The 20580-nt window shown below is 66.8% G+C and carries 23 protein-coding genes; all 23 read right to left on the minus strand.

Annotated features, from left to right (window positions below):
- Positions 1–2 precede the first annotated feature (2 nt).
- Positions 3–1526: a conjugal transfer protein TraG N-terminal domain-containing protein gene (locus ACFQPB_RS00110; RefSeq protein ID WP_087747801.1), complete on the minus strand. Its 1524-nt coding sequence runs from the start codon at positions 1524–1526 to the stop codon at positions 3–5.
- Positions 1527–1541: 15 nt separating this feature from the next.
- Positions 1542–1889: a hypothetical protein gene (locus ACFQPB_RS00115; protein ID WP_003050094.1), complete on the minus strand. Its 348-nt coding sequence runs from the start codon at positions 1887–1889 to the stop codon at positions 1542–1544.
- Entirely contained in the window at positions 1886–3280 is a 1395-nt protein-coding gene (locus ACFQPB_RS00120) for an integrating conjugative element protein (RefSeq protein WP_003050095.1), read from the minus strand. The genes ACFQPB_RS00115 and ACFQPB_RS00120 overlap by 4 nt, the downstream gene beginning before the upstream one ends.
- Before the next feature lie 10 nt (positions 3281–3290).
- Complete coding sequence (locus ACFQPB_RS00125; protein WP_003050097.1) at positions 3291–4238, minus strand: TIGR03756 family integrating conjugative element protein; 948 nt, start codon at positions 4236–4238, stop codon at positions 3291–3293.
- Entirely contained in the window at positions 4235–4681 is a 447-nt protein-coding gene (locus ACFQPB_RS00130; RefSeq protein ID WP_087747799.1) for a TIGR03757 family integrating conjugative element protein, read from the minus strand. Before ACFQPB_RS00130 ends, ACFQPB_RS00125 begins: the two co-directional genes overlap by 4 nt.
- A 163-nt stretch (positions 4682–4844) precedes the next feature.
- On the minus strand, positions 4845–5339 hold the full coding sequence (locus tag ACFQPB_RS00135) for a JAB domain-containing protein (protein ID WP_003050103.1): 495 nt from the start codon (positions 5337–5339) through the stop codon (positions 4845–4847).
- 176 nt (positions 5340–5515) lie between these two features.
- Positions 5516–6280: a DsbA family protein gene (locus ACFQPB_RS00140; protein ID WP_003050104.1), complete on the minus strand. Its 765-nt coding sequence runs from the start codon at positions 6278–6280 to the stop codon at positions 5516–5518.
- Positions 6281–6304: 24 nt separating this feature from the next.
- Entirely contained in the window at positions 6305–9187 is a 2883-nt protein-coding gene (locus ACFQPB_RS00145; RefSeq protein WP_247735630.1) for a conjugative transfer ATPase, read from the minus strand.
- Positions 9187–9627 (minus strand): TIGR03751 family conjugal transfer lipoprotein, encoded by a 441-nt coding sequence (locus ACFQPB_RS00150; protein WP_003158644.1) that lies wholly within the window; start codon positions 9625–9627, stop codon positions 9187–9189. Before ACFQPB_RS00150 ends, ACFQPB_RS00145 begins: the two co-directional genes overlap by 1 nt.
- Positions 9608–11038 carry a TIGR03752 family integrating conjugative element protein gene (locus tag ACFQPB_RS00155; RefSeq protein ID WP_247735631.1) on the minus strand — a complete coding sequence of 477 codons (1431 nt, stop codon included), beginning with the start codon at positions 11036–11038 and terminating at the stop codon, positions 9608–9610. Before ACFQPB_RS00155 ends, ACFQPB_RS00150 begins: the two co-directional genes overlap by 20 nt.
- Positions 11028–11945, minus strand: coding sequence for a TIGR03749 family integrating conjugative element protein (locus tag ACFQPB_RS00160; RefSeq protein ID WP_247735632.1), 918 nt, complete (start codon positions 11943–11945; stop codon positions 11028–11030). The genes ACFQPB_RS00155 and ACFQPB_RS00160 overlap by 11 nt, the downstream gene beginning before the upstream one ends.
- Positions 11942–12631: a PFL_4703 family integrating conjugative element protein gene (locus tag ACFQPB_RS00165; RefSeq protein WP_247735633.1), complete on the minus strand. Its 690-nt coding sequence runs from the start codon at positions 12629–12631 to the stop codon at positions 11942–11944. The genes ACFQPB_RS00160 and ACFQPB_RS00165 overlap by 4 nt, the downstream gene beginning before the upstream one ends.
- Complete coding sequence (locus tag ACFQPB_RS00170) at positions 12628–13038, minus strand: TIGR03750 family conjugal transfer protein (protein WP_003158639.1); 411 nt, start codon at positions 13036–13038, stop codon at positions 12628–12630. The genes ACFQPB_RS00165 and ACFQPB_RS00170 overlap by 4 nt, the downstream gene beginning before the upstream one ends.
- Before the next feature lie 12 nt (positions 13039–13050).
- Positions 13051–13410: a TIGR03745 family integrating conjugative element membrane protein gene (locus ACFQPB_RS00175; protein WP_009876604.1), complete on the minus strand. Its 360-nt coding sequence runs from the start codon at positions 13408–13410 to the stop codon at positions 13051–13053.
- Positions 13411–13426: 16 nt separating this feature from the next.
- Positions 13427–13660: a TIGR03758 family integrating conjugative element protein gene (locus ACFQPB_RS00180; RefSeq protein WP_003050225.1), complete on the minus strand. Its 234-nt coding sequence runs from the start codon at positions 13658–13660 to the stop codon at positions 13427–13429.
- Positions 13657–14037 carry an integrative conjugative element protein, RAQPRD family gene (locus tag ACFQPB_RS00185; protein WP_247735634.1) on the minus strand — a complete coding sequence of 127 codons (381 nt, stop codon included), beginning with the start codon at positions 14035–14037 and terminating at the stop codon, positions 13657–13659. The genes ACFQPB_RS00180 and ACFQPB_RS00185 overlap by 4 nt, the downstream gene beginning before the upstream one ends.
- A 461-nt stretch (positions 14038–14498) precedes the next feature.
- The gene (locus tag ACFQPB_RS00190; protein WP_247735635.1) at positions 14499–15248 is read right to left on the minus strand and encodes a TIGR03747 family integrating conjugative element membrane protein; all 750 of its coding nucleotides are present in this window, start codon (positions 15246–15248) and stop codon (positions 14499–14501) included.
- A complete protein-coding gene (traD, locus tag ACFQPB_RS00195) occupies positions 15245–17431 on the minus strand; it encodes a type IV conjugative transfer system coupling protein TraD (RefSeq protein WP_247735636.1) in 2187 nt (728 codons plus the stop codon). Before traD ends, ACFQPB_RS00190 begins: the two co-directional genes overlap by 4 nt.
- A 4-nt stretch (positions 17432–17435) precedes the next feature.
- Positions 17436–17984 carry an integrating conjugative element protein gene (locus ACFQPB_RS00200; RefSeq protein ID WP_247735637.1) on the minus strand — a complete coding sequence of 183 codons (549 nt, stop codon included), beginning with the start codon at positions 17982–17984 and terminating at the stop codon, positions 17436–17438.
- Positions 17981–18571 (minus strand): transglycosylase SLT domain-containing protein, encoded by a 591-nt coding sequence (locus ACFQPB_RS00205; RefSeq protein ID WP_247735638.1) that lies wholly within the window; start codon positions 18569–18571, stop codon positions 17981–17983. The genes ACFQPB_RS00200 and ACFQPB_RS00205 overlap by 4 nt, the downstream gene beginning before the upstream one ends.
- Positions 18553–19278 (minus strand): TIGR03759 family integrating conjugative element protein, encoded by a 726-nt coding sequence (locus ACFQPB_RS00210; RefSeq protein WP_066126875.1) that lies wholly within the window; start codon positions 19276–19278, stop codon positions 18553–18555. The genes ACFQPB_RS00205 and ACFQPB_RS00210 overlap by 19 nt, the downstream gene beginning before the upstream one ends.
- 14 nt (positions 19279–19292) lie before the next feature.
- On the minus strand, positions 19293–19943 hold the full coding sequence (locus ACFQPB_RS00215; protein WP_247735639.1) for a hypothetical protein: 651 nt from the start codon (positions 19941–19943) through the stop codon (positions 19293–19295).
- On the minus strand, positions 19940–20539 hold the full coding sequence (gene pilL2, locus ACFQPB_RS00220) for a PFGI-1 class ICE element type IV pilus protein PilL2 (RefSeq protein ID WP_247735701.1): 600 nt from the start codon (positions 20537–20539) through the stop codon (positions 19940–19942). Before pilL2 ends, ACFQPB_RS00215 begins: the two co-directional genes overlap by 4 nt.
- Between the last annotated feature and the right edge of the window lie 41 nt (positions 20540–20580).

Below are 20580 nucleotides of genomic sequence, written 5' to 3' on the forward strand. Positions count from 1 at the left end.
GATCACTTCTTCGACACTGCATTGATCGCAATGCTTCCTCCCCTTCCGCCAGCAGCCTTGGCATCTCCGGTGGCTCCTGCGAGGCCTTGCAACACGTTGCCGGCACGAACGCCCGCCCAAGCCAAGGCCATGATCCAGAACGTAGGCAGTACGATGAACATCGTGCCCGTGACAAACATCAGGAGCATGTCTCCGAAGGCGTTGTTCAGCCCCACCAGCGGGTCGAAGTTGGTGTGCGGCCGATTCCAGCCGAACCCCCAGCCATAGAGCGCATCCAGGATCGTCGAATCGATCCAGCGCGCAAGCTGAAACCAGAAGTCCGTGAAGAAGAGCGCGAACTGCACGACGCTGACGGTAACGACCGTCTTCAGATCGTAGGTGCCTACGACCAGCACAAGCGGGATGCAGATGACCAGCGCCATCTTGAGCAAGGCGAGGACCATGGGCAGAGACTGTCTCACGACGTCCATGGCGGGAAACGCGGCAATCGCGCCGACGGCCATCCCAACGTCTCCCGTGGCCCGCGTCACGATGTTCGGCAAGGTCTTGTCGATCTGGCCGCCATAGTCCGTATAGACGCTACCCTGGTTCAATTTCTGTTGCCGCGGTGACGCGATGGCGCGGATCACCGAGTCGTCCACCTCGGCCCTGCTCAGGAACCCGGCCCAGCCTGCCAGGCGATTCAACAGGTTCGGGTCCACCTGTCCCAGCAGGCGTGCCCGCAGGCCATTTCCGCCATCGGCCCACCACTGCCTGCAGGTCGGGTAGCCGCCACCGCTGCCCACCTGTGCAAGCCCCGCATCGCGGGTGCTGTCGTAGGGCCAGTCGTCGCGCGGCGTGCTTGAGCGGTAGGTGTCGTAGTAGCCGCCCGTGCCCGTGAAAAACCTCGACCCTATCCAGGTCACGTCGTGCATCTGCTGCTCATCAAGCTGAGGGCGCTGCATGAACAATTTGGCCCGCGCAGGCCCATAGCAATCCCGCGAGAAATCCGCTACTTCCTGAGCCAGTACCGGGTCGTCAATGCGGGTCGCGTCGATCTCCATGCGCATCTGCCGCAGGTCCGTGCCGCATGGGATCGCCGCCACCGAGGCGCTCGTGACGGCGCGCGAGAGCGCGTGCATGAAAGCCCACCAGACCGGCACCTTCGCCGACTGGTTGTTGATGGTGCTGAAGGACTGCGACCAGCCGGTATCCGTGGGCTGCGGCACGCTGACCTGGCACTGGGCCGAGCGCGAGCTGTCGTACTGGATGGTGTTGAGGTCCACGTCGATGAACGGGATGCCAGCGAACATCACCACCACGATGGCGACGAAGACCCGGTTCTCGATGCGCGCAGCCGAGAGCACGCCCTTGTTGCCTTCGTCGGCACCTTCCGCACGGGCCTTCAACCACTCCTGCACGATGATGGCGACGAACGGCAGCGCGAATACTCCGCTCGACACCAGCACCGCCCAGATGCCGTTGTTGACGATCCAGGACACCAGCGTCAGGTAGTACTCCAGGTAGTCGGTCGTAAAAAGCGTCATGGCGCGGCTCCCTCTTCAGCTCTGCATCAGCAGGCTGGCTTCCAGCGCCACGATGGCGACGACGCCGGCGATCTCGCTGCGCACCAGGCGTCGCCGCGCTTGCGCGTCTTCCTCGCGGGCCAGCAGCCGGCGGCGCATCCAGACCCAGCCATAGACCGTCGCGCCGTACAGGCACAGCCGCCACACCAGGAAGTAGCCCGCGCTGGCAGCCAGCCACCGCTCCCAGCCGGCAACGCTGCCGACGAGGTAGATGCCGACGAGATTGGCGCCCACGGCCGCGGCGATGATGACCACCGCCAGGAGCAGCGCCTTTGCCGCGCGCCGGCTGAAAAGCCAGCGCGGGCGCAGCCAGGCCGCGTTCATGGCGTGCCTCCCGGGTTGCCCCGCTGCAACCGATCGAGGCGGTCGGGCACCGGGTCGCCTTCGTAGATGCCGCGCGAGCCGGCCGCGCGCGTCCCGTGGCGCTGGATGATGGCCATGGGCGAGTTGTTCGCCAGTTCGCGCCGCAGTTCAAGTTCGGTCTTGAGGTTGCGGATCTCCTGATCGAGCGTGTCGCTCTCGTGGTTCACGGCCTCGACCGCCAACTGGTTGGCCGCCACGTTGGGTTCCTTCTTGCCGGTCAGCAGGGTCCGCTGGAGCAGCAATGCCTTCTCCAGCACGGACGACAACGCGACCTCGGACGCGAGACGTCGCGCCAGCAGGTCTTGGTCTGGCTCGTCGCGCAGCGCCTCGATGACGCCGCGTGTAATGGGCAGCGAGGTGCTGCCGGCTGCATGCAGGTTCTCGAACGTCGTGTTGCGCGTCCCAGAGACCAGTTCCTGCAAGGCCTCCAGCTTGGTCTCGTACTCCTCCTGGATCAGCGGCGTCAGCCCGACGCCAGGCACGGTCTCGGTCTTGGTGCAGGAATCACACGTGCGCTGTACCTGTTCCCCGAGAACCCGCGTCGCCCATTCGGTCGCCTGCTGCGGCGACGTCCAGGTCTGGCAGGACAGGCTCGCGCAACTGGCGGGCGCGATGGAGGACGTGTCAGTCACGCTGCGCCCGTTGACCAGGTTGTAGCCCGCCCGCGTCACGTCACCGACCACCCGGATGGCCGACTGGCCCGCGCCGCCGGCATTGCTGCCGCCCACCCAGGGCACGCCGTCGTTGCCGCGGCGCGTCTCGGCCTGCTCGATCGCCGATACGGCATCCGTGCTCGACACCGCATCGCGCAGCGCCATGCCTTCCGCCATCTGGCTCCATCCGAGCTGGCCGCCCGCCGTCTCGGCCATCTTCTCGGCCATCGCGCGACACGTCAGCTTGGAGCGGTCGAAATCCAGCCTCGCCTGCAGCACACCATTGGTCAGCAGGTTGTACAGCCCCGGATCGGCACGCTGGATGATCAGCGCCGGCAGCGATGCCACGGCACTGGTCGCGCTCTGGATCACGTTGCTCATGATCTGCTGGAACCCATTCGTGATCCCATTGAGCTGATTGCGCAGCGTGGTCTGGATGCTCATGTCGCCGCAGATGAGGTTGCTGTTCCAACCCAGGCCGACCCCGATCGAACGCATGCCAGCGGCGCGGCCCATGGACACCGCACTGCCACCGCCGATCGAGTACATGACCTCATCGCCGATGACGGGGCCGCTGGTCTGGAAGCCGGCCTGCGCCCACGCGAGGCCACAGACCAGGGCGAGCGCGCCGGCTAGCGCCGTGGGGCGCAGCGGGCGGCGAACCTTGGCGGATGGGTTCATCAGTTCAGGACGCTTCATCGCCGTACCCTCAATAGAAATCGACGCTGCCGAGGAACACCTGGCCCCGGCGTTCGCAGCACGCATAGGGCCGCCACAACGCCCAGGCGTAGTCGCCTTGTTGGGCCTGTGTCAGGAAGCCGTTGCGCGGGAAGACCGTGCAGGACGAGGACAGGACGGGCGTGAGTTCCTGCCACTTGCCGGTCGAGGCATCGCCCTCCATCAGCGCGCCGGCCGGCCAGTAGCCATCGCGGGAGTTGGCGAGCAGCGGCTGATAGACGTGGATCTGCCCGCGGCGCGTGACCACATCGCCGGCCCGTTGGGCCACCACGGCACCGGCCTTGTGGTCGTCCGTCTGGTGCAGGAAGCCGCCGCGCGGATAGACGTTGCCCCAGAGGTTCAGGGTCGAGCGCGCGCCGACCTCGCGCATGCCCGGGATCAATGCCTCCGGGTACACCATCTCCGGTACGTTGTAGCGCCAGGCCGGCGTGTCCAGCGTACTGAGCAGGTACGGCATGAAGGCCGTGCCTGCGCCCTCGCAGAAATAGCCCGAGGACGAGACGAACTGGTTGAACACCTCGACGCCGGGGTGGCCGATGACGTCCGCGTTCTTGAACTTCGCGAGATTGTTTTCGTGATCTTCATTGGTGGTGCCGTCCCCGCCGGCCTGGGCCGAAGGGTTGGGCGTGCTCATGGCGCGCACTTCGACCCAGGGGTTCTCGCCGGTGTTCGAGTAGGACGAAACCACCGCATCGGGGATGTAGTGCCTGACCTTGACGGACGTGCGCACCGTGCAGCCGGTCCAGGTGCAGTAGAGCCAGTAGCAGATACCCACCACCCGGTACTCCAGGCAATCGGGCGAAGCCACTGAACCCACGATGGTCGCCGTGTTCAGGGCGTAGCTGCCCGTGGCGCTGAGCAGCAGCACGGAGGTGACGGCAGCCCGCATGCGGCGCAGAAGGTCGAATGAGCGGATCACGGTTCGGCCCTCCGGTGCTGTTCGATGCGCGCGATGGCGCGGGCCACGTCAGGCTCGCCATAGACCACGTAGCGCTGATCCACCACGACAGCCGGAATGGTGGTGATGCCCAGGCTCCATGCGTCGGCAACGCCCTGGTATGCGGTGGCGATGCGACGCTGGAGGTCAGCGCCCCCCTGGCTCAGCCGGCGCTTCACGATGGCTGTTGCCTGTCCGGGATCGGCGGGCAGCGCCGCAGAAAGCTCCGCTTCGATCCGGGGCGCTTCATCCAGCTCGATCAGCTGCTCGCCACCCATGGTCCTGACCGGGTGACGGCTGTCGGTGATGACCACCACATCGGCGGCGAAGCTGGCCGGGCTGAACACGGCCAGGGAAGCCGGCAGCGCAACGGCCAGGCCAAGGGTTCGCCAGCCCGATGCGAACCTGGATGAAGATGCTGGCATGTCGAGCGCCCCCAAGAGTTGTCAAGGGCCATAGTCAAACGCCGAACGCCATGCGGCCCCAACAAACAATGCGCATCGCGGACTGCCCGCATACCTGCTTGTCTTGCGCCAATGAAAAGCGGAGGCCGAAGCCTCCGCGTGGATCAAGGAGCCGGTGCCATTGCTACAGCAGGCCGGATTCCGCAAAGGAGAACGGGGCACCCTGGCCGACGATGATGTGGTCCAGTACCCGCACATCGATGAGCGCCAGCGCGGCTTGCAGTTGCTGGGTCAGCATGCGATCCGCGCTGGACGGCTCGGAGACGCCCGAAGGATGCTGGTGGGCGAAGACCACCGCGGCGGCATTCAACTCCAGCACACGCTGCACGACGACACGCGGATAGACCGAAGTCGCGTTGATCGTGCCCCTGAACAGCGGCTCGTAGGCCAGCACCTGGTGCAGGCTGTCCAGGAACACAGCGGCGAATATCTCATTGGGCTCAGCGACCAGTTTCAGACGCAGGTAGTCCCGTACAGCGGCCGGTTGGCTGAGGCACGGTCCAGCTTTGAAGACCCGTCTCTCCAGCAGCACGATGGCTTGCTGGATGATCCAGTCCTCGTGTTGGGCAGCGATGGCGGAAAGCGACTCCAGGCAGGAGTCATTGACGGCGAAAGACATGGCGAACCTCCAGACGGTGAGATCGGAGGGCACTCGCCCTGGGAGGGCAAGCCCTCCTGGGGAACGAACAAGGTGCATCCATCACCGCGGCAGCGGTGATCGTTCGCGGCCAGGATGCGAGGCGAACGGGGTTGTGGTCAGCGCAGCGGACTGCGCCGTAGCCTTGAAGACCGGGGCTACCTGGGCATGTCGCCGACGACGTCGGCAGGCATTTCCGATGTGGGTGTGGCGGCGGGATCGCCGGCCGCGAGCATGTCCATGGCCGACAGCAAGGCATCGCCCTCGATCGGGCCCTGCAGCAGGATCGCCTTGCCGGTTTCGCGATCGTGCAGCCGCAGCGACGGCGTGGCGGTCACGCCGCTGTTCGTGGCTTCCGCAGTTTGGGTACGAATCGCCGCGTCGGGCCGCTCGCTCGCAATGCACTGTTCGATGGCTGGCGTCAGGGCGGGGTGGCGCAGGTCTTCGGGCAAGCCCTGGCCGTCGCTGTGTGTGTGGACATAGACCCACTCGACAGCCTGCCAGAAGGCGGGATGGCCGCCGGCTTCGCCCGCGCATTCCACCAAGCGCGCTTCGGCGGACGCGGCCGGCTCATGCGCGGCCAACGGCAGGTGGTGCCATTGCAAGGCCACGTCCGCATTGCCGGCTACCCAACGCTTGAGGACAGGGAAATAGGACCGGCAGAACGGGCATTCGAGGTCCGCGTAGAGCGTCAGCGTGAAACGACCTGCCGGGTTGCCCATCTGCCAAGGAGGCCCGGCCACCTGCGTCTCGCTGACAGGCGCCGAGGTTTGGGGCGTGGACTCGCCTGGCGAACGGGACACGAGCCAGATCAGCAGCAGCGCAACCAGCACTGCGCCTAACGCCCATGGCCAGCGGGCCCGCCAGCGCCGACGGCGGAACGCCTGGACCTGCATCGGAATGGATGAGCGTTTCTGTTCCATGGCGTTCTCCGGTGCACGGCAGATTCAGGGCAGGGCCAGGGCCGGCGACTCGATGCCGCGTGCCCGGTCGATCTTCTCGGCCACCTTGAAGGCGGCATCCAACTCGCTGACGCCGTGCTGCTGCATGAGCTGGTAGCGCTCGGCCTTCTCTTCGGGTTCGGTCTGCGCGAGCGCGAGATACAGGCTCGGCGGCACGGCGCGGAAGAGCACCTCCATGCTCTTGGAGAGGATGACGCCCTCGGTGAACTTGCCCGCTTCCTTGCGTGCCGAAAGCATCAGCGCCTTCTGCGCCGGCGAGAGTTCGCGGAATCGTGCGATCTTCTCCACCTCGTCCGGCGGCATCGACAGGCAGATCCACCACTCGATCATGTTGAGCATGGGCTCTGCGGCGCGCGGCAGATCGTCGATGTTTTGCGTCGCCAGCCAGAACCAGGCGCCCAACTTGCGCCACATTTTTGTAATTTTCACGACATACGGCGCGAGCAGCGGGTTCTTCGTGATGATGTGGCCTTCGTCGGTCACGTTGATGATCGGGCGGCCGAGATACTGGTCACGCTCCGCGATGTTGTTCACCGTGCTGATGAGGCTGATGTACGCGATCGAGAGCTGCGCGTTGTAGCCCTCACGGGCATAGGTCGCGAGATCCACCAGCGTGATGTCGGCCTCGGGCCACGGCGTGCCGTCGCGGTCGAACATCTCGCCGTCCGTGCCTTGGCAGAACATGTCCATCGCGTCCGCCATCTCCAGCAGCCGCACGCGCCGCATCTCGGGCAACGTCGGGTCCTGGCCGCGGGTGCGCAGCGCATTGCGCACGTCGCGCGTGAGCACCGTGCGCTTCTCGGCCACGCAGTGCTCGGCGGCGTCGAGGATGCACTGGCGGATCAGCGAGCGGTCGGCGCGCGTCATCCTGGCTTCCTCCTTGTCCTCGCCGCCAGTGATCATCAGCCGCGCCGTGATCTCCAGTTCGCCCAGCACGTCGCGCTGTTCGTCCGCCTCCATGGCTGAGGCATCGGGTGGCAGGTCTTCGTCCAGCGCATCGGCATCGAGCGTTTGCACATCGCTGGGCGTTTCGATCAGCCGGCGCGCGTCGGCGAACGGCGCTAGGCTGATGCCCGATCCGGGGGCCAGCTTGACCCGATTCACGGTCAGGCCCAGGCGCCTGGCGAAGTCGCTGAACAAGCCGAAGCTATTGCCGGCTTCCACGATGAAGAGGCGCGGCCGATAAATGGCCGTGACCTGGTTCAGCAGATTGTTGAGCGTGGCCGATTTGCCGGAACCCGTCGGGCCGAACAGGAACAGGTGGGCGTTCATCTGCCGGTCCAGGCGATTGAGCGGATCGAAGGTGATCGGCCCGCCGCCGCGGTTGAACATCGTGATGCCTGGATGCCCCGTACCCTGGGCACGGCCCCACACCGGCGACAGGTTTGCCGCGTGCTGGGCGAACATCAGTTGCGTGTACCACCGGCGCCGATCCTTGCCGGGGTTGTAGCAGCACGGCAGCCAGCGCAGGTAGCTGTTGAGCGGCGCCACCTCATCATCCTCTCGCACCGGCTGCAAACCAGCGTTGAGCATCACGTTCGCCAGGTCCAGGCCGCGCCGATCCAGTTCCGCCTCGTCGCGCCCGCGCAGGTAGAACGCCAGCGTGCCCCGGTAGAGCTTGTGCGCGCTGCCGATCAGCGAGCGGGCTTCATGCACGTCCTTGAGCGTCTGCTCCGACGCCAGCGTCTCGCCCACGGCCTTCTTCGCCAGGTGGTTCAGATCCGATTCCAGGACATCCTGGGGCGTGGCAACCATCGTGAGACAAAGCAAGGTGTCTTCCGGCATCTGGTCGAACAGCGTGTTGATCGCATCGCCCTTGCGGGTCTCGCCGGTTAGATGTCCCGTGCCGGGCGGCATGCGCAGCCGGTCGGTGATCAGCACACGGTGCGGCATGCCGTCGAAGTGCCAGGTGCCGTGCTCCGCGTCCGAACGTGGCTGGCTGAAGAAAAGCCGCTGGCTGAAATCCCGTCCGCTCGCCAGCTCGATCTCACCGTCTTCTGTCTCGTCGGGGTAGCGTGCCAGCGCATAGAAGCGTTCGCGATCCTCGACCCCAGGGCCGAGCAGCGTGGGACGCGGGTTAAACCACCGCAGTAGCCAGTCATGGACGTCGGCCGCGACCATGCGCCGGGCCTGGATGCCGGCGTTCGCCAGCCCGCCACACAGGCGATCACAGACGATGTTCAGCATCTGCTCGGGCGTCTGGCCGCGGCGGCTCGCCTGCCCGGTGGCCCGGCGATAGACGACCATGCGCACGCGCCGCGTCTGGCCGCGCCAACGCAGCCGCGTGACCACCGTGTCCTCGAACAGCCCGCCCGGCTTCGCTACCGCGCGCAGGTGGTGTCCGAAGAAGCGAAGGTAGAACTCGGTGAAAGCCGTATTGCGGGCGCGCGGCTGCACGTAGTCGCGCAGGGTCTGCATGTACTGGTCGAAGCTGGGTTCGTCCTGGGCGTAGAGCTGGAGTACCCAGGGGTTCTCGTCCAGTTCATCGAACGAGTCCTGGAGCGCGTTCTCCAAGGCGTCGCGGGCATGCGCGAGCCAGCCGGGTTCCCGGCCCTCGGTGCCCAGCGGCACCAGCTCGTAGAATGCCGCGACCGATTGCCCGTCTTCCAGCAGCATGGACTTCGAATCGGGCAGGAACTCCACCCAGGGCAGGAATTCCGCGAACGACGGCGCGACGTCGTACAGCGCCTGCTCGTCGGCCACGGTCGCCGGCCTGCGGCCATGGACCGCCGTGCCGGGTTCTGGGATGCCGGCCTGGCGCAAGGCCTCGACGTGGCGTTGCCAGCCCTCCGGCCGCTCGTCATCGCCTGCGCCGGATGCGGCCAGCTTCGGCGCGGCCGACTTGTGCCAGGGGAGTTTCCAGCGCATCAGTAGTCCTCCACGCGCTCGCCCGGCATGGCGTACTGCACGCGCTGGTACAAGGGAAAAACCGTCGTATAGCCCGGCACGGGCACCGGGTCCGTGCCTGCCAGGTGCGGGTACACGTACATCACCAGGTCGGGATTCGGCAGGCGCTGGAACTGGCGATAGACCTCGTTGCGCGCTGTGCGCGTGTAGCGCATCTGCTCGGCGGGCGCGGCCTGTACATCCATCTCGGTCAGCGGCCGGCGCAGGCTCTGGCGCGCGTCGAGCAATTGCCTGCGTGCCACCTGGCCGGCGCCACCGCCGCCGTCACCGGCGTTCTGCTGCCAGATGTCCATCATCGTGCTGTCGCCGTGGGGCAGCAGCTTTTCCTTGCTGGTGGCGCAGCCGCCGAGCACCGCGACGGCAAGGGCCAGCGCCAGGCCCTTATTCAAGTTCGAGAGCATGGCTTTCTCCTGCACGGTGATCGACCTTGCGACCTTCGGGATCGAAATCGATGGCGAGCGGCTTTTCGAGGTGGACGGCGACCTTTGCGCCGGGTTGGACATAGACGGCGGCGAAGGCCTGGCCGTACAACTTGTTCACCCAATCGGCCATGTCCCGAACGCCGCCGGCCAGGATGCGGCCCACGGCTTCGTTGCCCGAGATGCCGACGCTTCCGATGGAGCCATCGGCGCCCACGTAGGACATCTGACCGCTGTCGCTGTCGATGAGCGAGGCGACGCCGGCACCCGCCGCGGTGATCAGCGCCTGTGAGCCGAGGTACTGCTGGGCGTTGCTGCGCCGCTCTCCGCTGACGCAAGGAATGCCATACGGGTCGCTGATCCAGCCCAGGCCCCCACTTTGAGAGTTCTGCTGCTGGTTGTTCTGCTGGTTGCCGTCGCGGTCTTCGGGAATCGTCCGAATGGTCCCGTCATGGAACACAAAGGTGATGCTGCGCACCTGGCCGCGCACGCAAGAGAGCGTCCAGTCGCCCGAGGCCGTGCCGGAAAACACGGCGCCCGCCACGTCGGGAATGTCGATACCGTTTGCCGTGAGATTGTCGGGACCGACCAGGACTTTGAACGGATACGGATCGTTGACCGTACCGTCGATCGGCACGCGGCCGATCAGCGCCGTCATTGCCACCGATCCCATCAGCGTCGAGTTGGTCGGCACCGTATAGACCGGCTTGGCGCTCTTGACGCCTGCGGCGCGGGCGCCCGCGTTCGCCACGGTTTGTGCCGTGGTTTCCAGCGTGCTCTGCGCGGGGCCGAAGCTCGTCGGAAAGCTCATGCCGCCACCCGTGCCGCGACTGCCGTTACGCCCATCAGCGGGCTTCGCGTCGTCCGGCTCGACCCAGCGCACGCCGCCTTCCATGCCTGCCTCGTCGCCGTTACGCAGCCCCAGGCCCACGGGTAGATCGGCGTGGCCGCCGCCGCGCCCGCCGATGCCTTCCAGGCGCCGCTGCAGGTCGGCGAGCAGTCCCTCGGTCTGCTGGCGTTCGCTGGCTGCCTGCTGCTGGTCGCGGCGCAGGTTGGAGCGCTCGGTCTCCAGCGCCGAATTGATGCGCTGGTCGATCGAGTTCTCGCGTTGGCGCAGGCGCTGGTTCTCTTCGCGCTGGGACTTGTTGTCGGACAGCGCCGTCTGCAGTTCGGTGCGCAACTGCTTCACTTGCGCCACGAGCGTCGCCACGGTATCGCGGGGGGTATCGCCCTCGATGCCCAGCGCCTTCATCTCCTCCGGCGTGAGCTTGGCGCCGGCATCCGCAGCGGGCGGCGCCGACGAGCCTCCACCCGAAAACAGCCGGATGGCGACGAACAGCACCAGCAGGGCCACGGGGATCATTAACCACTTCAGGAGTCCGTTACTGCGCATGGCGGGCCTCCTTGTCGTCGGTGGCCTCGGCTTCGGGCTGCGGCAGATGCACGGCTGGGTCGAAGCGGTTGATCGCCGGCAGCAGCGATTGCGCGAGGCCGTGCCCCCGCGTCACCAAGTACAGGACGGTCGTGTCCTCTGGCGTCCCGCGCGGGCCGAGTGCTTCGTGCTGGAAGGTGGCGGTGAGGAAATCGCCCTGCAACACGCGCGGGTCGAGGGTGATCCAGCCGCCGCTGCTATTGGTGAGGCGCACGGCTGTGACCCACTGGTCTTCCAGACGCCACGAGGCGAGCGCAACTGCGCGCACCGGCAGCGTCGGCGCCAGCGTGCCGAGGTCGAGATCGCGGCGCAGGTTCACCCGCATGACGCCCGGCAGCGGCTCCACGGTGCGCAGCGGTGCGTAGAGGTTCTGCGCGGCGAAGCGCGTCAGCACGACCGGAACCGGGGTTTCACGCCGCGCTGCCCGCGCGCCTGCCTGGTCCTGGGCGCGCGCCGGGGCGTCGTCTGCTCCGTCGGCTTGATCGCCATAGCGCGTCGGGGCGCTGTCGCCCTCGACGATGCGCACCGGCTCCAACTCGGCTTCGCCGACCTTGGCCGGCTCGGCCGCGATATCGAGCAGAATCAGCGCGCCCGTGTCGGCATCCTGCAATTGCAGCCGTGTGGGCTCGATCGGCTCGCTCGCGCGCAGGTACACCGCGCCGCCCGCACTCTGCACCCGCAAGCGCTCGCCGACGCCCGCGGGCACGCCCACGCGGACGTTCCGGTTGATAAACACGACGCGCTCCTGCCCGACACGCAGGGGCACGGCCAGGGGCATGCGTTCCCAGCGAAGGATCTCCACGGCCTGGGCAAAAGGAGCCGAGGCGACGGCCAGCAGCCCCAGCAGTGCGAGTACAAGGTGTTTCATGGGGTTTCTCCTTGAGGCGCTTGCGGAGACAGGCCGCCAGGTGCCGGGCGCGACGGCTCCGGTGTGCTGATGCGCTGGGGCGCACCCTCGTAGCAGTCGAGCGCCAGGCCAAACGGATTGCGAGCGGGATCGATGTCCACTCGCGTGACTTTCACGGGGTAGCGCACCAAAGCCCGCTTGACTTGTTCCGCCCCGTAGTACTCGTCTGCGGTGATGTCCAGCGTCACCACCCAGTCGCGGTCGGACACCACGCGCACGCGCGCCGCGGGGTCGTCACCGTAGCCGCGACCGGGGATTTCGTAGATGCCGCGCACGCGCTGACGCAGCTCGCCCGTGGAGCGGCGATAGTCGTAGTCCGCCCGCAGGAAGGCCTGGCAGGATGGGGTGAGGTACGGCGAGAGCGTGTGGAGATTACGCGCATAGTCCTCTTCGCCATTCGTCGGCCAGCGGTTGAGGGTCTGAAACACGTAGAACGTGAACGCATAGACCGATTCGGGCGGCACTTCCCACCACTTGCGGGTACTGCCGGAGCGCAGATCAGGCGGGACGTGGATGGTCAGGTCGCGCGGAGCGCTCCACCAGCCGCCGCCCATGACCAGGGCGACGATGACCAGCGCGCCAGCACCCAGGCGAAGCGTCTTGATGTGCGCCTGCAGATGGGTGATCTCGTTCTTGAAGCGGCTCATCGTGCCCCCCTTGCAGCAGACCTTCGGGTGGTCCAGAAGCCGGAGCGTGAGATCAGCACATGGCCGCCCACCCAGCCCGCCACCAGCGGATAGCGCGTGGCGATGCGCCACTGGAGTTGCCGATACAGCCAGGTGTCGGGACGCCCACGCTTGAGGCGACGCAGGATGCCGCCCCCGATGAACACGCCGAAGGCCACGCCCAGCACGACGAACGTGGGCGCGAGCGCGATCGTGCGGAACACCCAAGACAGCGGCGCACCGACCAGCAGGCCGGCGGCGCCGGACAGGCCGCAGCAGATCCACAGCTCGTCGGCGGTGAGGCCGCGCACGACAACGGGATGGCGGTTGAGCCGGTGCGGAAGGAACGTGACCGTCCCGTCAGCACGGACGTGCTGCTGCTCGGACATACCGGCCTCGCCTTACAGGATGCCGGTGGCTTCGGTGAGCAGCCAGATGCCGATCACGAGCAGCACCGCGCCGATGGCGACCGTGAGGCCGAATTGGCCCCAGGTTTTGCGACCAGTGTGGATTTCCGCGTAGGTGCCGTAGGCGTGGTAGCACACGCCAATGAACATCGACGCCACAACCAGCAGGGCCACGAGCATGATGATGTCGTAGCCGTAGTTCCTGATCGTTTCCATGATGCCGTTGCCCGTGCCGCGGGTCGGGTTCTCCAGTTGCGGCAACCCCTGCGCGAACGACAGCGCGGGCAGCGCGGCGGCGCCCAGAGCCACGGTGGCGCGCTGGACAAAACGGGAAGTGAGGATGCGGTTTTGCATGGTCAGGCCTTTCAGGTCAGGAGAGGAGGAAGAAACTCAGGACGAGGTACATCGCGACGAAGCGGATGCAGACGCCGAGGAACTGGCGCTGGTTGAGGCGGCTCTCGGACCACCCCACGTAGGCCGTTCGGATGGCCCAGACGCCCCAGACGAGCAGGACCGCGAACACGACGCCGACCAAGACGGTCGCCATCGCGGAAGGCGCGATGCCGCTGTTGGCTTGAAATGCCGAGACCTGGGCGCCGTTCATGGCTTGGCCTCCGCGGTCGTCGGCGATGGCTCGACGGCCCGCTCGGTGCGGTAGTCGCCGGCCAGTTCGGCGGGGTCGCGCGGCTGAGCACGCGAAGGAAAGAGGTGCGCCTGGATGCCGGCGCGCACGCGCGCTAGGTCAGCCAGCAGCCGCGGGTAATCGAAGTGGTAGCGCTCGCCCGGCTGGACGGGAGCATGCGCGGCGCTGTCGGCGACGGTGCGCTCCAGCGCGTCGAGTTGGCGCAGCGCCGCGACCAATTCCTGGCGCTGCGCGGGGGGCTCGGCCAACGCCATCGGGGACTGGCCCAGCAGGAGGGCCGTCACGAGAAAAGTGGGCACGCCGCGATGCGCGGCACGCAGCCAGGTTGAAGCCACCATCGCGCCATTCCTGTGTGATCAGCAATGGCTCGATCGTGGAGATCAGGGCTGCTTTAGGCCGCAAACAATAGGAACCCGCGGATGACCGGATTTATGGGAGATATAGACTCCCCGATCGGGAAGTGACTCACTCAATACTCGCAAGCCCTATGTTCCTTCTGACGCTCACAGCACTCGCAGTCTTGGCGCTATTCGCGCCAACGTATTTCTGGCTCCTGTCCGAGCGGTGCTACTACTGGCGACATCCGATCGCATGGGTCTTTGACGATGCGATGGTGCAAGGCATCGAGATGCCTACGGAGGTCCTTCTTTCTCCACTGCCCAACAGCGACTTTTCTTGGCAAGGACAAAGGCGCCAGGCAGAGCAGCTACGCTTGCACTACGGGGTTCGTAAACTGAGTGGGCGCCAGCGCAGTGCGTTGATGTAATTCATGCTGACGCCGTTGGCAGACCCGAAGGGGTTACAGGTACTTCTTGAAACTGCCTGCGGTCAGGCTCACGGCCAGTCCCAGCAAGGCGGCGCTCGGCAGCAGGATCACCAGCGGATGCACCGAGATCGGCAGCGCCAGGTACGTGACCCAGGGCAGCACAGCCAGCGGCATCAGGCTGGCTTTCGCGCGGTGGTAGATGAAGCCCGATTCCCGGCCCGCACCGAAGCGCCGCACGTCCCTCCGCACTAGGCCGTCGATCAGGCCGACGAACGCCGCAGTGAAGATCAGCGGCAACGTGAGCACCAGGACCAGCAGGCGCACAAGGAAGGTCAGCGTCGTGAAGGCTGCGGCGATCAGGTAGCTCTCGGTCCAGACATAGGCCTGGCTGATGTAGTAGCGAAAGTTGCGTGTCTGCCCGTGGCTGGGTGCACGGGCGCGCTCGGCGGTCTGGCTCATGCGCTCCAGCAAGCCCGAGCGCACGAACACCCATTCGTATCCGGTATCCACCAGCTCGTGCGCCGTGCGCCCCGGTTCCTGCACGACCACGCTGCGCGTGAAGTGGTTGGACAGGTGCCCCAACTCGTACTGCAACATCTGCTGGGAGTGTCGCCAGCCCTCGTCCTTCCAGAACAGGTGCATTCCGACGCACTCCACGACAATGGAGAACAGCAGCGAGCCGATCAGCACCCCCAGCAGCCGGAACGGCAAGGTGATGGTGCCGACGATCAGGCCTTGGCGCTGGTTCTGCTCCCGCTGCGCGGTCGAGGCGGCATCCTTCATGGCGAGGCCTCATTGCCGGCGCTGTCGTCGGTGGCCACCGGGCCAGGTTCGGCCGCAGCGGCATCATCCAGCAGGTCGTCGGGCAAGGCCCCGTCCTGCAACGCCGGGGAACTGGTGAACTCCCACCACTGCGTGGCCTCGCTGTAGCTCTGGCGCATGTAGCCCGCCAGTTGTTGCAGATCCTGCGGCATGACCTCATCGGGGTCCGGTGCCGGCAGCGGCATGCGAACCTTCCAAAGCTGGCCGCCCTGCAACAATGCGAAACATTGGCCCTTGGGTAAGGCGACGACGTGCGACGGCTCGATCATCGGCACGCTGGACATGCTGATGCGGTCCTGCGTGTTGCTGGTGAAGTCCGTCGCGCCGCGGATGTCCGAGCTGTCGGTCGCGCCGGAGACGATGGTGGTCGTATAGACCTCGACCTTCGGCAATTGCCGGGTCAGCAGTTCGGCGGTGGCCGTCTCCCTGACCCTCAGCATGAACAGATTGTTGAAATTGCCAATCACTTGACCCGCTTTGGCGCGGTTCCCGATACGGGCCTCGATGTCCGAAAGCGTCTGCGTGTACGCGGTGACCTGCAGACCGGCGCCGCCGCCTTTGTTGATCAGCGGCACGAACTCGTCACCCATCAGTTCATTGAATTCATCCGCGTGGACGTTGATCGGCACGCGCGTGCCAGCCGATGCGCCCGGCAGGCCGTCATCGATCCCGTGCTTGTAGATATGGCCTGCCACCGAAACGAGATCGCTGAACATCGAGTTGCCGACCGCTGCGGCGACCTCGGCATCGGATAGCGCGTCCAGGCCCACATAGACGACTGCGCGCTTTCGGATGACCTGCATCCAATCGAAGATCGGGCGCGGGTCGGCCAGGTCGGAATAGTTCGGGGCCAGGAGCTGCGCGATCTTGCCGCTCGTGAGCTTTTCCAGCAGAGGCAAGAGGCTGGCGACGATCTTGTCGAAATACGTCTTGTCGTACCGCACGGCAGAGCGCAAACCGTCCAGCACAGGGTCGTAGTTGCGGGCTTGTGACAGGTACTGCTCCAGCGCCACCACGCGCTTCTCGCGCCCAATCATGTTGCGCGGGATGTTCTTCTCGTTGAGCTTGGCCTCGATCTGGACGATCACCTCCCAGGCTTTGGGCTCGGTCTTGGCGAAGTAGTGCTGGGCGTACTCGATGAACAGCGCGTCGATGTTGATGACGTGCCGCTGGATCAGCATGTAGTCCGGGCGCTGCCCCAGTTCCACCAAGGCGCGGGCAATGATGTTGACGAAGCGCCACGCGAATTCCCTGAAGGCTGCGCTGTTGCCTTCGCCGGAGAGCTGCCCCGCGATGCGGGTGGCGACTTCCGAGATGCGACCGAATCGGCCTACGGCGTTGTAGCGTGCCGAAATGTCCGGCCACCCCAAATGGAAGACATAGAACTCGCCTTCGCGGCCCGCGCGCTTGGCCTCGACATACATCCGCTTCAGGAGATCAGCATCTCCTTTGGGGTCGATGACGATCACGACCTCGTGTTCGCCCGCGGCGTTCCTCCGGCGGATGTCTTGAGTGACGAAGAGTTCGGCCAAACGTGTTTTGCCCACCCTTGTCGTTCCCAAAACCAAGGAGTGGCCCACGCGCTCACCCAGCGGCAGGCTGACGTCCACCTCGTCGGGTTCGATGCCGTGCAGGCGCGGCAGGCCGCCCACTGGCGGCAGCGGCCGCACCGGATTGAAAGGCACGTCCCAGCCGGTGAGTTTCGATAGCCGGGACAGCGGGAACGGCGCGAACTCCAGCCGTTCCTCCAGGCGCCGGGCCAGCCGATAGGCCGGCGTCGGCTCGACGTAGCGCCGAAACTCTGGCCGGTACGTCTGCATGAGCCTATGGGTGTGTTTCTGCTCCCACAGAAAGCCGCGTCCCACAAACAGACGTTGCTGGCTGACCGGCACGTCCTTGCTGGTCATCACGTAGCGCGGCAGGCGACGGATGTTGCGCCGGTAGCGCAGGATGACGCGGGCATCGCGGTAGCGGATCGCGCCATAGGCTCCGAACGCCAGCGCGCTGCCGACACCCATGGCGGGGCTCAGCGCGAGCGACCACGGGGCCACCAGGGACAGAAACGCGGCGCCTGCACACGCCGCGACGGTATATAGCTCCACCGCTGGGCGAAGCAGAACCTCGACCGGCTGTTTCCCCGACATGGCTTCATTGCTCGATGCCGGTGGCCGTGACTAGCGCCGGGTAGTGCCGCAGGCCCAAGCGCTCGGCCAAGTCGTCGCCGGACACGGGTGCGAGGGGGACGCCGGGCACCCGTGTGCGCAGCCGCGCCAGGCCCTGAACGGTCTCGACGTTGACCACCAGACCGACCGCGCCGCGCTCGCGCAATGAGGCTGCATGGCGGTGCAACCAGGCCTGGGAAGCCTCGTCGTCGCCCACGACCACGAAGGGACGCAGGCCCGGGGCTTCGATCACCCGCCGCGTGACGGTGCCGGGCGTGAGCTTGGTGCTGCGCACCGGCAGCATCGCGGCCTCGTCCGCCGGCGTGGCCGGGATCTGAGGCGTCGGGATCGGCGACCGGGCCGGAGCGTTGGCGCGCGGCTGGAGGTTCAGGGATTCGTAGTACGGTAGCGCCGACGTGCCGCCACGGTCTTCGACCACGATCAGCGGCTCGCCGGCACGCGAGACCAGCGGCAGACCCGCCAGCAGCACGAGCAGGCCCTTTGCCGCGAGATGGGCCAGATGGGATTTCGTCATGGGGAGGTCTCCTGGCGCGCGGCGAGGACCGCGGCGGTTGCGCGCGCGCCCTGCACGCGCGCGAGGTGGCGGGACACGCTGCGCCGATAGCGGGCGGCGGGCTCGCCACCCGCGGGGCGGTGGTAACGGCCGATCGCCACCAGCCAGTCCTCGCCGGGGGTGTGCTGTTCTTTCAGGATCTCGGCGGCGATGGCGAGATTGCGGTACGGGTCGAGCAGATCGCATGCGCTGGCGTAGCGCTGCTGGTGGTAGCCGAGGTTGATCTGGCCCAGACCCGCGTCGATGCGCGTGTTCGGCGTGGAGCGCATGGCCTGCTGCAAACCGGCGCAGGCGTCGGCGCGGGTCGCATAGCGGCGCGATTGGCCGGCGACGTTGAGGGACCACGGCCACGGGACGATGCGCTCGTTGCGCCGGATGCCGCTCTCCTGCAAGGCCACGGCGTAGAGCACCGTCGAGGGAATGCCCGCGCGCTGGGCGGCAAGCTGGTAGGCCGGTGGCGGAACCTCCTGCGCCTGGGCGGCGCAGGCGCAGAGGCCAGCAGCGAGCACCAGAGCGCGCAACGGCGCCGTCAGGGTTGGCGCTGCCATTGGCCGTTCACTTCGCGCACGACCGCAGGCAAATCGCCGGGCAGGCCCAGCGACAGCCAGCGGCCGCCGTCGTGGTTGAGCGTGATGCTGCCGCTACGCACCCGTGCCGCGTCGATCTGTGCGCGCTTGGCCCAGTCGCGGATGCGCGCGTCGTCCTGGCGGCTGCCGACCATGTACAGGTCGAACTCGGTACCCGAGGATTGCAGGCGCTGCACGAGCTGTCCGCAGGCCACGCAGCCGTCCTTGACGAACACTGCCATGCGGCCGCTGCCGCGCACTGCGCCGGCGCTGGGCTTGTCGTCAGGCAGGTTCACCCGTTGCATGTCGGGGTTCAGGCGCTGCCAGGCTTCGTCATAGGCACGTTGATAGGCAAGCAGCTTCTCGACGCGGCGCGCTTCGATTTGCACCTGCAGTTCTGCGTAGCGCCGCCGTTCCTCGTCGGTGCGGGCCTCGATACCCAGGGCGGACAGCGGGTCCAAGTTGGGCGAGTAGATGCCTAGCGGCCCGTCCATCAACTCGCGATAGCGCGTCCATTCCTGCGGTTGCAGGCCCCACCCGCTTGCTACCTGGTCGCCCGGGGTTCGGGTGACCAGCGGACGCTCCTGGCTCTGCGCATTGCGGGCCGGGGCGGTGGCCGGCTGCTGCGCCCAGGCGGGCAACTGGGCGGATGCCAGCAGGAGCGCGGAAAGGATGATCGACGGCTTCATGTGGTGTGCTCCGGTCAGGGAATCGCCACGCGACGGGTCTGGTCGCCGGCCTGGAACACGGCGGTGTTGCCCTCAATCGCCTGTAAGCGCCACGGGCCGAGCGCATCACCTGGCAGCAGCACCTGAAGCTGGTCGGGCGTGAAGTCCGCGCTGCTCGGCGCGACGGACACGCTGCGCTGGCCAGCGCGCAATTCGGCGCCGACGACGCGGAACGGAAGCGGCGGCGGTTCGGGCTTGGCGGCGGCCTTGCCCGATGCGCGCGGCTGGGCGGGTGCGGCGGCGCGCGGAACGGGCGCAGCGGTCTGGCGCGCCTTGATCTGCTCGACCTCCGCGCGCAGCGCCTGAAGGTCGTCGGCAGCGGCATAGCCGCTCAGCGTTTTCTCAACCTGGGCTGCGCGTGCTTCCAAGACTTGGCGGGTGTCTTTGAGGTCTGCCGCCGTTGCGACGGCCGGACGCTGCTGGATGGCCTCGATCGACTCGACCAGGCCCGCCGACCGGGCTTCCAGGCGTTGCAGGCGGGAATCGAGCCGTTCCTGGTCGGCCTGGTCGTTCATGGTCTGGTAGCCCAAGGCTACGAAGACGCTGAGGCCGATCAGCCAGAGCCATAGAAGGCTCTGCACCACCACGGCGGCGGCCGGGCGCCGGGAAGCCTGCGGGGCGTTCATGGCTGGCCTCCCGAAACCGAAGGCTCCAGCGGGAACGTCTGCACCGCCTCGGCGGCGGGTGGCTCGGATGCGGGTTCGATAGCCGCGCTGTCGCCGGGGCGCTCGAAGCAAATCTGCCGTGCGCGATCATCCGCGTGCAGTTCCCAGGCCGGGCCAGCCAGTGTGAGCAGCGCATCGCGCAAGGTCATGGGGCCGAGGTGCAGGTGCGCCGCCGGCAGCGGCAGCGCATACAGCTCGATTACCGCGTGCGCCGTCTGGCACAGGCCGTAACCGCTGCGCTTGAGTACATGCCGCAGCCCATCGCCGACGGTGGCGCGGGCATCTTCGGGCATGGATACGTCGATGGTCTGCAACAGCAGGTCCCGCTGCGCCGCCGTGGGCGCTAGCTCGACCAGCGTGTAGCGACCGTAGCGCACAACGGGGATGTACTCGGGCGTCTCGGGTTCGGGCGCGGCCGAGACTTCCTCGATGGCATCAGGCGCGGGCGGCGCAGTCGTCGTCGCGCAGCCGCCAGCCAGCACCGACCAGAGCAGGCCGAGGACTCCCGCCAGCAGGCGGCGTTCGGGATGGTGAAACCAAGGTGGAGAGGGGCACATAAGCTCGGCGTCCTGAAACATCGAGCCCTCACCATCGCCGC

The sequence above is a fragment of the Hydrogenophaga atypica genome (assembly GCF_042665215.1).
Classification (GTDB): domain Bacteria; phylum Pseudomonadota; class Gammaproteobacteria; order Burkholderiales; family Burkholderiaceae_C; genus Hydrogenophaga; species Hydrogenophaga defluvii_A.